At 38.0% G+C, this 12,054-nt stretch carries 10 protein-coding genes; 6 read left to right on the top strand and 4 right to left on the bottom strand.

Annotated features, from left to right (window positions below):
* Window positions 1–30: 30 nt before the first annotated feature.
* Together PQ479_RS19460 and PQ479_RS19455 are read left to right on the top strand one after the other, a co-directional pair.
* On the top strand, window positions 31–324 hold the full coding sequence (locus PQ479_RS19460) for a hypothetical protein (RefSeq protein WP_273717174.1): 294 nt from the start codon (window positions 31–33) through the stop codon (window positions 322–324).
* 825 nt (window positions 325–1,149) lie between these two features.
* On the top strand, window positions 1,150–2,373 hold the full coding sequence (locus tag PQ479_RS19455) for a Bcr/CflA family efflux MFS transporter (protein WP_047988152.1): 1,224 nt from the start codon (window positions 1,150–1,152) through the stop codon (window positions 2,371–2,373).
* A gap of 50 nt (window positions 2,374–2,423) precedes the next feature.
* Here the strand turns inward: PQ479_RS19455 and PQ479_RS19450 are convergent, their stop codons facing one another.
* On the bottom strand, window positions 2,424–3,308 hold the full coding sequence (locus PQ479_RS19450; protein WP_047988153.1) for a putative RNA methyltransferase: 885 nt from the start codon (window positions 3,306–3,308) through the stop codon (window positions 2,424–2,426).
* 624 nt (window positions 3,309–3,932) lie between these two features.
* Here PQ479_RS19450 and htpX point away from each other — a divergent pair.
* A complete protein-coding gene (gene htpX, locus PQ479_RS19445) occupies window positions 3,933–4,841 on the top strand; it encodes a protease HtpX (protein WP_047988154.1) in 909 nt (302 codons plus the stop codon).
* A gap of 74 nt (window positions 4,842–4,915) precedes the next feature.
* On the opposite strand, the gene PQ479_RS19440 is transcribed toward htpX, so the two are convergent.
* A complete protein-coding gene (locus tag PQ479_RS19440; protein WP_047988155.1) occupies window positions 4,916–5,143 on the bottom strand; it encodes a hypothetical protein in 228 nt (75 codons plus the stop codon).
* Between the two features lie 12 nt (window positions 5,144–5,155).
* Window positions 5,156–5,944 carry a formate dehydrogenase accessory sulfurtransferase FdhD gene (gene fdhD / locus PQ479_RS19435; RefSeq protein WP_047988259.1) on the bottom strand — a complete coding sequence of 263 codons (789 nt, stop codon included), beginning with the start codon at window positions 5,942–5,944 and terminating at the stop codon, window positions 5,156–5,158.
* Between the two features lie 460 nt (window positions 5,945–6,404).
* On the opposite strand from fdhD, the gene PQ479_RS19430 reads away from it, so the two are divergent.
* The 3 genes from PQ479_RS19430 (at window position 6,405) to PQ479_RS19420 (ending at window position 10,591) form a co-directional block, all read left to right on the top strand.
* Window positions 6,405–7,661: an L-lactate MFS transporter gene (locus PQ479_RS19430; protein WP_047988156.1), complete on the top strand. Its 1,257-nt coding sequence runs from the start codon at window positions 6,405–6,407 to the stop codon at window positions 7,659–7,661.
* Between the two features lie 35 nt (window positions 7,662–7,696).
* Window positions 7,697–8,062: a Na-translocating system protein MpsC family protein gene (locus PQ479_RS19425; protein WP_047988157.1), complete on the top strand. Its 366-nt coding sequence runs from the start codon at window positions 7,697–7,699 to the stop codon at window positions 8,060–8,062.
* A gap of 171 nt (window positions 8,063–8,233) precedes the next feature.
* The gene (locus tag PQ479_RS19420; protein WP_047988158.1) at window positions 8,234–10,591 is read left to right on the top strand and encodes an FdhF/YdeP family oxidoreductase; all 2,358 of its coding nucleotides are present in this window, start codon (window positions 8,234–8,236) and stop codon (window positions 10,589–10,591) included.
* Between the two features lie 133 nt (window positions 10,592–10,724).
* Here PQ479_RS19420 and PQ479_RS19415 read toward each other — a convergent pair whose 3' ends face one another.
* Complete coding sequence (locus PQ479_RS19415; protein ID WP_047988159.1) at window positions 10,725–11,903, bottom strand: MFS transporter; 1,179 nt, start codon at window positions 11,901–11,903, stop codon at window positions 10,725–10,727.
* Window positions 11,904–12,054 lie beyond the last annotated feature (151 nt).

Here is a 12,054-nt window from a genome sequence, read left to right as displayed (position 1 = left end):
AATACAGTCCATTGGAGAGGTAGGTGAAAAGTGATGAAGAAGTGGTTAATAGGTACAGTTTCTACTGCAATGGCATTAACGATGCTAACGGCTTGTGGTGGAACAGAAGAGCCAAATGATCCAATGCTGGACGAGAATGTTCCTACTGAAGATCCAGTAATTGAAGATGATCTAAATGATGATTTAAACGATGATTTAGATGGCGACCTTGACAATGATGGAGTTGACACCCAGGGAATGCGTGGGAAATACCGTCGTAATCAAGTAGAGCCTTATGATATCAGGATTGATCGTAATGATATGAGAGATTATGATCATAACTAATAAGTAAAGTTAGAAACCCTGCAATTTTTGCAGGGTTTTTATATTTGAGCCATTTACATAAAATCGAAAAAGGGTGAAGAGGTTAGACGCGGAAGATGTGGGAAAAGCGAAGAAGTAGCAACATAAGCAGAGCAAAAGCATTGCAATGTTGTAGGAGAAGCGAGGAAGTAACAACATAAGCGGAGAAAAAGGATTGCAATGTTGTAGGAAAAGCGAGGAAGTAACAACATAAGCGGAGAAAAAGGATTGCAATGTTGTAGGAAAAGCGAGGAAGTAACAACATAAGCGGAGAAAAAGGATTGCAATGTTGTAGGAAAAGCGAAGAAGTAGCAACATAAGCCAAGTAAAAGCATTGCTATGTTACTAGCAATGCTTTTACCTGGTGGCTTTTTATTCAACAATGACTTTGGGGATTCTCACACTTCGCCACCAACAAAAATGAAAGTTGGATATTGCCTTTAACATTTTGGCTCTTTATTCACCTTGTTCTTGTTCTTTTTTACTATTTGTTGTAAGAATGCTTTTGAACTTGAGAATCAGCATTAACCGAGCGGACGAAAACATGCGTAGACTCCCATGGGACGTAGTGGCAAATCCGAAATCCACTAGCGAAGCTAGTTAGTTCGGTGCCACCCCATAGGACGCGGAGCATGATTTTCGGTAGCGGCAATTAGTGCTCCGCATTCCAGCGTTAGTTCATACAAAAATACAGCAATTTCAAGGAATACGATCTATAATAAGATTATTCATTTCGGATGACGGAATTTTAGGGCTATGCCCTTTTTATTGCGACTAAATAGAGAAAATAGAAAGAAGGTAGTAGGGATGGAGAGAAACCCCACTGGAAAAAAACGAATAGCATTGGCTTTCATCCTCGGCTCATTAGCCATGCTTGGGCCTTTTAATATCGACATGTATCTCCCTAGTTTCCCAGAGATTGGTGCTGACTTAGGGGCAAGAGCTTCACTTGTTCAGTTTAGTTTAACAACGTTTTTAATAGGTTTAGCAGTGGGACAGCTTATTGTGGGTCCCATTAGTGACTCTATTGGACGAAGAAAGCCATTATTAATTTCTTTAACCTTATTTTCTTTAGCTTCATTAGTCTGCGCACTGGCACCAAATATCACCGTTCTTATTATTGGGAGGTTCCTTCAAGGCTTAACAGCCTCAGCGGGTATCGTTTTGTCGCGGGCGGTTGTGAGTGACGTGTTCACAGGAAGGGAGTTCACGAAATTTTTTGCGTTATTAATGGTCATTAATTCTACAGCACCTATGATCGCACCAATGGCAGGTGGAGCTGTCTTATTATTACCGTTCGCAACGTGGCATACGATTTTTTATTTCTTAAGTGTCTTAGGTTTATGTATTGTGTTTATTGTTGCGACTAAGTTAAAGGAATCATTGTCTGTAGAGAGAAGACAACCTGTATCAATAGGAAATTCAATTCGTACGATGGGTAGTTTAATTCGAGATCGGTCCTATATTGGTTATGCATTAATAGTCGGAATCATACACGGTGGAAGTTTTGCTTATGTGGCAGGAACACCGTTTGTTTATCAAGGAATATATGGGGTGTCACCTCAAGTATTTAGTATATTATTTGGTATTAATGGTTTAGCTATTATTGCGGGTAGCTTTTCAGTAGGTAAGTTAAGTGAGAAGTATGAAGAAAGAAGTTTATTAAAGGTCGGTGTAATCATTGCTATTAGTGCTAATACATTGTTACTAACGATGGCCATTGTAAAAGGACCATTAGTCATGATTGTGCTGGCGATTTTTCTCTATATGTCTTCTATTGGTATTATTATTACAAGTGCCACTACATTAGCGATGCGTACACAAAGGCATCGAGCGGGGAGTGCTAGTGCATTAATTGGAATGCTACCACTCATTGTAGGTTCGGTGATGGCACCCCTTGTAGGTATTAATGAGAGTTCGGCAGTGCCAATGGGAGCGATTATGTTTACAACATCGGCAATTGGCGTCATTATCTTTTTTACACTAACAGGAAAAGGAAATTCTACGCAACATATTCATAAAGTAAGCTAATGGCATCATAGAAATGAAGCATACGTTTTGGAGGCGTATGCTTTTTTGGTTTATTGTGTGAGGCTACCGATAAGTACAAGCAAATCAATTGTAATAAGCTTGTCTGCATGTGTATTAATAAAGTCTTGTTTTTGTTGAGCGTTAGCACGCCAAGTTAAAGGAGTCATATAAACCAATGCCGTTAATTCATCTCGGTCTAATTTAACTTGATAGGTCACTCTCTTTTCTTCGAACTGTGGGAAATGCTCTTGAAAAAGAGAGAGTGTGTCATCATTTTGATACGTTTCTTTTTGTTGGTTTTCATAAAAGAACGTTCGTAGTTCGCTTAAATAATTTGAAGCAGGTATTACCTTAATTAAAGTTCCTTCGTTCTTTAATATACGCTTAAATTCCTCATAATTAGACGGTGAAAGAATATTTAATAAGAGATCAAAACTTTTGGATTGAAATGGCGATTTAGCGAGATCGCCAACAAGCCATATTTTATGTGTATAGGCTTTTGCTGCTGCTATGATACCTTCTTTAGCGATGTCTAACCCAAATCCAGTATAATTCGTTAACTTTTCATGTTGTAATAATGTATGTAAGTGAGAGCCTTCTCCACAGCCGATATCAAGTAGAGTAAGTGGATGTGACTGTTTAATCGTATTGGATTGGATGATTTGGACTAATTCTTCGTGTAAAGGGTGGAAGAATGGTGTTTTGGCAATCAGGTGTTGACGGTGTTCGAATAACTTTTTGTCATAGTCTGTTTTTGAAGGTTGTGTCATTAGATTTAAGTAACCTTGTTTTGTGAAATCAAAGCTGTGATTATTCTGGCAGGTGAAGCTTTTGAGTTGTTCGACTGTAATTGGTTTTTCGCAAAGTGGACATCTAAAGTGATGTTCAAATTTTTGGACGAGCTCTGCGTTTATGATTTTTTTACTTTTTGTCAAAGTAGGAAACACCTCTTACTTTATTTATAGATAAGGGGATTTTATCATACTAAAAGGACGTTACATAATTTTTTGTATGAAAGTGGACTTAGGGGCGATAGGTTGTGCCTTGAAGTTAGCTAGTCATCCATCTTGCGATAGACGGCCTTAACAGGACAATGCTCCCTTTTTGGTCGTGCGGAATCCTAATCGTGATGGAGTTGTAAACGGGCCAACTGTTTAAATAGTCGCCACTACTTTCATCTTTGTTGGTGGCGAAATGAATGGGGCTTCGCCATGTGCGTTTTGTATGAAAGTTACCCTCCGCTAGGGCTGGTGCAGGCTTCTTAATTAGTGTGCTTCCCATACAAATTAATAAAAAGTAATCAAGAGCAATAGGGTTTGCATGTGCGTTGCTCGTCGCTAGGGGGTTACTCTTTGTTTTGTAGTTTTTTGTATAAAAAATAGTAGGTGTAAAGAAGTTTGAAACTTATCTTTAGTTGAGTCGTATATAGTAGAAGTGGTTGAAAAAATGGAGCATTTTAATAGGGAGATGTGAAATTTTTGAATCAATGAATAATAGTATAAACTTCTAATACTTTCGTGTTAAAATAGTATCATTACATTTATTTCAGGAGGATCAGAATGGGTAAAAGGATATTACTTTTCTTATTAACAAACATATTGGTCATGACGACAATTTTAGTTGTCTGGTCGGCAATTATTTATTTCACTGATTGGAACTTATCATTCCAAACAGCTGATGGTGGCATTAGTTTTGGAGCGATTATGCTCTTTAGTATTATCGTTGGTTTTTCCGGATCTTTTATCTCATTAGCGATGTCACGTTGGGTTGCAAAAATGATGATGAAGGTGCAAGTGTTAGACCCAAATGGAAACTTGTCTCCAACTGAACGTTCTGTTGTTGAAAAAGTTCACCGTCTTTCACGTGCGGCAGGATTAACACACATGCCTGAAGTAGGTATTTATCAATCTTCAGAAGTAAACGCGTTTGCAACGGGACCATCGAAGAAACGTTCATTAGTTGCTGTATCAACGGGATTATTACAAGCTATGGATGAAGATGCGGTTGAAGGTGTTATTGCCCATGAAGTTGCTCACGTTGCAAACGGTGATATGGTCACGATGACTTTACTACAAGGTATCGTCAATACATTTGTTGTATTCTTAGCTAGAATTATTGCGATCGTTGCTTCTCGACTCGTTCCTGAACAGTATTCGTTTATTGTTCACTTTGCTTCAATTATTGTGTTCCAAATTTTATTCACTATCTTAGGGAGTATCGTTGTGAACGCATATTCTCGTCATCGTGAATTCCACGCAGACCGCGGGGGTGGTGACTTAGCAGGTAATGACAAAATGGCACATGCCCTTCGTTCATTAAAAGCACATATGGAACGTGCACGTATTGAAAACGATCGTACGGATGATTCTGCAGTCGCTACGATGAAAATTAACGGAAAAAGAAAGTCAAACCTTTTCTCCACACACCCTGATATTGATGAGCGTATCGCTCGTTTAGAGGCACGTTAATGAGGAAAAAACCTCTCCTAAATGGAGAGGTTTTTGTTTTTTTGAGATTTAAACAAACGTTTGATTAAAATAGATCAACCTATGAGCTTTTTCATTTTGACAAGGCGGACATCTTGTTCTTCCTCTGTTGCCAAGTCAAACTTCTTGAGCAGATGAAAGAGTTCGTTTAATTCGTCCTGTGGTTTTTCGATACGTAAATAATCTGCTAACTGCTGAAAGAAATCTTGTCTTAAAAAGGTTTCTTGAGAATATAGTTTTTTGATTACATCTTCACGGGAATGATCGAGATTACATGAGCCCATCGTAACGCCTCCTTATTCTATAATTCTTTCTGGATGTGAATACACATTAAAAGAACCGTTTCGTATAAAGCCTACTGCCGTAATATTTAAGTCATTGGCAAGTTGTATCGCTAAGTCAGTTGGAGCTGATTTTGATAAGACGATTCCAACACCTATCTTTGCTGCCTTGGTTAATATCTCTGAGGAGATGCGTCCACTAAACACAAGGACTTTATCTCGTATTGGAATTTGGTTTAAGAGTGAATAGCCAAATAACTTATCTAGTGCATTATGCCGACCGATATCAGTACGGCTAACAATTAAATCTTCGCTCGTACAAAGTGCTGCATTGTGGACCCCACCAGTTTGTTTGAAAACAGTACTTTCCTCTTGCATGGTGGTCATAAGGTTTATACATTGTTGAGCCGTTAACTTTGTTTTAGACGTAGACGTTTTAGCTGTTCGTACATCGTTTTGAAAGTAAAATTGACGACTCTTTCCACAACAAGAGCCAATAAATCTTTTTGAAAAGGTTTGTTGACTAATGATCTTCTCTTGATGTAGCTGTATATGTGCGAATCCTTGGCTTGCATCGATCTTCATATCTTTAATATCTTTTCTAAAACGAATAACACCCTCAGACGCTAAAAAGCCAATGACAAGCTCTTCTAAGTGGTAAGGGCTACAGACCATTGTGGCAAACTCTTCGCCATTGATCATGATGGTTAATGGAAATTCAACAACAATTTCATCTTCCATTGCTGAAAAATGCTCTTGTCTATACCGTTGTATTTCACGTTTAATCGTCAAAGAACCTTCCATATTCATCAACCTACTTCCTCAAGCTATTGCTTTCATCTAATCACAAAACAAAAAAGCTGACAAGAAAAATGCTAAAGTTTCTTCTCTTATTGAGGGGCAAATAGTTGAACGCGGACATCTCATTTATATAACTCACATGGGTTACCAGCTAACTTTAAGGCACAACTCAACGTACCTAAGTAACTTTCACACAAAATTTTGAGAAATTATATTGAAAAAGAATGATAAACAAGGTATTATTTACATGAAGCATTCATAAATTTGTAACATTTAAGTGCAGGAATAGCGTACCTGTTTGCTGGCTTAAATTGATACATATTGTCTGTAAGCGATTTCTATTGGGGATTAAGTAGCGTAACCTGCTTAAAACTAATCGTCGCCACTTTAAAAGAGGATAGCTTATTTAGCTATATTCTTAGAAGTGACGACGGTTTTTTTATTGAAAAGGGAGGAATAAACAGTGAGTCAGAACGGAAAAAAATTAAAGAACAGGTGGCTGATTGCATTAGCGGCAGTAGGGATTCATATCTCTATCGGTTCGGTTTATGCGTGGAGTGTATTTACGAACCCATTACATGATCAATTTGGTTGGGGATTAAGTTCTATTTCGTTAACATTTAGTATTGCCATTCTTTTCTTAGGACTTTCAGCAGCATTTATGGGTCATTTTGTAGAGAAATATGGACCAAGGGTTTCTGGAATGGTATCGGCTAGCTTTTTTGGGATAGGTATGGTTGGTGCTGGTTTTGCAACAGCGATGGAATCATTATGGTTATTATATGTATCTTATGGAGTATTAGGTGGGATTGGCCTCGGGGTAGGTTATATTACACCGGTTTCAACACTTGTAAAGTGGTTCCCAGACCGTCGTGGTCTTGCAACTGGTTTAGCTATAATGGGATTTGGCTTTGCAGCAATGATTGCTAGTCCAATTATGGAATCATTAATTGATTCTGTAGGGATTTCACAAACATTTTACACACTTGGAGCTGTTTATTTTGTGATTATGATTTGTGCCGCTCTATATCTAGAGCGTCCACCAGAAGGTTATATGAAGGAATTTGCTCAGGGTGGTTCAAAGGTAAAACAAGATTTATCACAATTGACAGCAAATGAGGCTGTGAAAACTAGAAGATTCTGGTTCTTGTGGTTAATGTTATTTATTAATGTTACGTGTGGTATTGCGATCTTAGCAGTAGCCTCTCCAATGGCTCAAGAGTTAGCTGGTTTGTCAGTAGCAGCTGCAGCAACAATGGTTGGTATCATGGGTGTATTTAATGGTTTAGGTCGAATTGGATGGGCATCAATCTCAGATTATATCGGTAGACCTGCGGTTTATACGACATTCTTTGCGATTCAAATCGCTACGTTCTTTTTATTACCAAGCATTACGTCGGCCATTGTATTTCAAATTATTTTATTCCTTATTATGACTTGTTATGGTGGAGGATTTGCTTCCATTCCAGCATACATTGGTGACATATTTGGAACTAAACAATTAGGTGCTATTCATGGATATATTCTAACAGCTTGGGCAGCTGCTGGTTTAGTAGGACCAATGGTTGCAAGTTGGATTCGTGAAGCGACAGATAGTTATGCGGGTACGTTGTATATTTTTGGCGGAATGTTTATAGTTGCATTAATTGTTTCTCTTGTGATAAGAATTGATATAAAGAAATTAAGAGAGGCAAATCAAGCGAAGCAAATAGCTAGCTAACAATTATTTGTCACTCGAATAGACGAGGGTGAACAATGAATAAATACGAGGCTGAATTTAGTAATCTGGTTCGTGCTTTTCGAAAGAAGCATATGGGTAAAGGGCCTAGCAAAATAAGTACAACCTTTTGTAAAAACTGGGCGATTTGCGAAATGGAGGGTAACCTCTCTCCGGTAGAAAAGTTTATTGCGACAGCAGATGAAGGGAAGCAAATGCTTCGTGCAGCTAGAACAGAAATGGTTAAAGAGATGTATCGAAAGAATCCACCGGTAGAAATGGAAGAATTTCTCCAATCGAAATTGGTTGAACTTTTTGTAGATATCGATATTGAAAGAGATTTTGGTATGTCGATATTTGTGTTCAAGGATGATATTGAGGAGAGGTTTAACAACAAGAAATAGATATGGTTAGGGCACTTAGTAGCGTTCCTGCAAAAGGCTAAACCATCGATCGCTACTAAATTAAACCTTAATAGCAATCGGTGGTTTTTGTCTTTTTTAGGCTTTCGTTATTGTTGGTAAGAAATGAAGCATATGTTATGAAAAGAACCAATTTTTTAGGAGTTGATTGAAATGGGTAAGACAAAACATACAGGACCAATTAAATTGCCAAAAACACCTAAGCCAGATTTGTGGGTAAGTAAGGTACCATTTGGGTTAGGAAAGGTAAAGCCTCATCACTTTACAGATACAATGAAAGTTGTTTGGAAAAACAAGGATAACTTAAACTATGCAAAAAATATTATCACAAAAGGTGTGTGTGACGGCTGTGCTCTAGGAGTAAGTGGTCTTTATGATCAAACTTTAGCTGGGCCACACGTTTGTACGACGCGATTAAATGTATTACGTCTAAACACAATGCCTCCAATGAAAGAAGAAGTGGTTCATGCTGATATAGATGAACTTCGCAAATATTCGAGTGCGGAATTACGTGAGCTAGGTCGTATTCCTTATCCACTTATTCGTCGTCCAGGAGAGCGTAAGTTTTCTCGAATTGATTGGGATTCGGCGATGGATATGATTGCTGATAAGATGAAGAAGCTAGATCCAAAGAATTATGGGTTCTTCTTAACATCTCGTGGGATTACTAATGAATCCTATTATGTGGCTTCAAAAGTATCCAGATTTTTAGGAACTAATAATATTGACAATGCATCACGTATTTGTCACTCTCCATCTAAGACCGCTCTAAAGCGTTCATTAGGTATTGGTGCAGCAAGCTGTAACTATAAAGATTGGATCGGTTCTGATGTCATCGTATTCTGGGGTTCAGTTGCAGCAAATAACCAGCCTGTCTCCACAAAATATATGTATGCAGCGAAACGTAAAGGGACGAAAATTATCTGTATTAACCCTTATCGTGAGCCGGCAATGGAAAACTACTGGATTCCTTCAGTTGGAGAATCCGCTTTATTTGGTACAAAAATTGCGGATGATTTCTATCAAGTAAATATTGGTGGAGATATTGCGTTCATGCACGGTATTATGAAGCACTGGTTTGAAATGGAAGAAAAAGAACATGGTTCAGCGATTGATCACAGCTTTGTTCAAGAGCATGTAAATGGCTATGAAGAATTAAAGCAAAAGGTCCAAGAGCAATCGTGGGATGAAATTGTAGAATCCTCAGGTGTAACGAAAGAACGTATCGGTGAATTAGCGTTATTATTAGCAAAAAGTAAATCAGGTATTTTTGTTTGGTCCCTTGGTTTAACGATGCATACCTTTGCTTCTGATAATATCTCACAAGTCGCTAACCTTTCATTATTACGTGGCTTCTTAGGCCGTGAACATTCAGGCGTTATGCCAATTCGTGGACACTCTAGTGTTCAAGGTAGTGGAGAGATGGGTGCTGATCCATTCGTATTACCTGGTGGCGATTTTGATGATAAGAATGTTGAGCGTATTGAGAAACTTTGGAATTTTGAACTACCAAAATGGCAAGGTGATGTACTAGGTGTCTCATTAGAAAATTGTCTACTGCCAGAAGACCATGAGCGAAAGGTTAAGCTATATTACTTATCAGGTGGTAACTTCCTTGAGACGATGCCAGATCCGAATTTCGTTGAGAAGGCATTAAGTAACTTGGATATTCGTGTGCACCAAGACATTATTTTTAATACTTCTACACTTGTAGATGCCAAAGAAGCCGTTATTGTTTTACCTGCAAAAACTCGTTATGAGCAAGATGGTGGCGGTACGTCGACATCAACAGAGCGTATGGTATACTTCTCTCCGAAAATTGAAGGGAATAAATTTGAGATTGAAGAAGCACGTTCTGAGTGGAAGATTTATATCGATTTAGCAAAACGTGTGAAGCCAGAAACGGCTCATCTTGTTGATTTTGCAGATGGTGATGCGATTCGAGCGGAGATGGCCGTAGCTAATCCAAACTATGATGGCGTTCAAAACTTGAAGAAACAAGGCGATGTCTTCCAATGGGGTGGAGCTTGGTTATGTGAAGACGGCATTTGTCCTACTCCAGATGGCAAAGGTAACTTAATCCCAGTAGACATTCCTGATTTGAATAAAGTTGCTGGTGATTTCTATGTAACAACTAGACGTGGAAAGCAATTTAACTCTATGGTGTATAGTGAAACAGATGGCTTTAATAATGCAGAGCGTTATGATGTATTATTAAATGCTGAAGATGCAAAGGATTTAAGCATTTCTGAGCGTGAGCTGGTTGTGGTTTATAACCAACATGGCGTATTTACTGGAAAAGCAAAGTTTGTTGATATTGCACGTGGTAACTTAGAGGTTCACTTCCCAGAAGGCAATTTCTTATTACCTAAAGGTGTCTATGAAAAGCTTGCAAAGATTCCTAGTTACAATGTCGCTGTAAAGCTTGAGAAGGCTGAAAGATTTAACGCAAGAAAAGATATCGACTACTTAGAAAAGCCAGTAGAAGATCTAGAAATGACGGCAAACTAAGTACGTGAAATGAAGCTACACATCCGATTACGAGCGGTGTGTAGCTTTTTTATAGATCACAAAGGATCTTGAAGGAATGGATCATGATACTGTGGAGTAAGTAAAAAAGACCGCTAGAGCAGTCTTTTTAAAATCATAAATTTGTTGTTATTAATTTTTTTCGAAAAGAGGTGATAAGCACCATCAATATGAAAAGGATTATTGAAAAAGTAAAGAGTGTATAGAGTGTTACTTGGATAGGATAGTGATCCATAATACCGCCGATAAGCCTTGGTAATAAAGCCCCGCCTAAACCTCCAAGAGCCAACATTAAGCTCGTCGTTCGATCTTCTAATCCTGGTATTCCGTCATTGACCACTAACAGCCCGAGTGAGAAAATCCCACCCATCATAATCCCTGTTAAGAAGATAGCGAATAAGCTTATGATATAGGTCGAAGACATAGCGAACAAACCTAGCGTTAATGTCTGTCCAAAACAAGTGATAACAAACAAGCGATGGAAGCCCACTTTATCTATAACAAATATCATAATAAAGCGACTAATGGTCATCGCACCCCAAAAAATGGTGATAGATAATGCGAGAACAGAAGCAGATAGATCGGTAGTTATGCTTAGTATAGAAGGTAAATAGTTTGGAAAGGTCATCTCAAGACCGACATACAAGAAGAAAAAGAATGAACCTAATAGTACCATACCGTATGTATGCTTAGGATATTTTTGTACTTGAATATTCGTATCCGTTTTCTTCTCTTTAATAAGCAGATATTCATATTCATCGAATCTGATAAACACCCAAAGAATAAGTGTAATAGAGACGATAATACTAATCACAATAAACAGTTCATTCCATTGTCCAACCGCAATAAAAATAGCAGCAAGAATGGGTACAGTTAATGCGCCTATTCCAAATAAGGACTCAGTTAATACCATAATAGAAGCTTTCTTTTCTTTTAATTTCCCAACAATTAAACCGGCTATCGTCGTCTCGATTAGACCTATTCCAGCTCCTCCGAGGGGGGCGATGGCTAACAACGCAGTCCAAGGGATGAGTAAGCCTAGGGCTAGCTGGGAGAACGCAAAAAGAAATAAAGATAGGATTAACGTTTTTCTCCTACCGAGAGTTCTAATCAATTTGGGAGCAAATAAAACTCCAACTAAAAAACCTAAAAATTGATTCATAATCAATTGGCCGCCATCACTATAATCAAGATGATAGTGAGTAATCATCTGTTCTAAAACCGAGCCGATGATGATATGACCAAAGCCAGTTAATAAATAAGCTAAACAAATCATCCATATAAATTTACGCATCAATTTCTCCCCTAAATATATTCTTTATAACTTAACACTTATTAAAGTAACTTTAATAAGTGTTAAGTCTACAATAAAATCAGTATAGTGACAACACTTTTTATAGCAAAGAAGCGGTATGATATGATAAAAATAAAGAAAGTACGCTGTA

The sequence above is a fragment of the Alkalihalobacillus pseudalcaliphilus genome (assembly GCF_028610675.1).
In the GTDB taxonomy this organism is placed as follows: Bacteria; Bacillota; Bacilli; order Bacillales; family Bacillaceae_D; genus Alkalihalobacillus; species Alkalihalobacillus pseudalcaliphilus.
The sequence above is the reverse complement of the archived record's forward strand: the minus strand, read 5'-3'. Positions and strand labels throughout refer to the sequence as shown.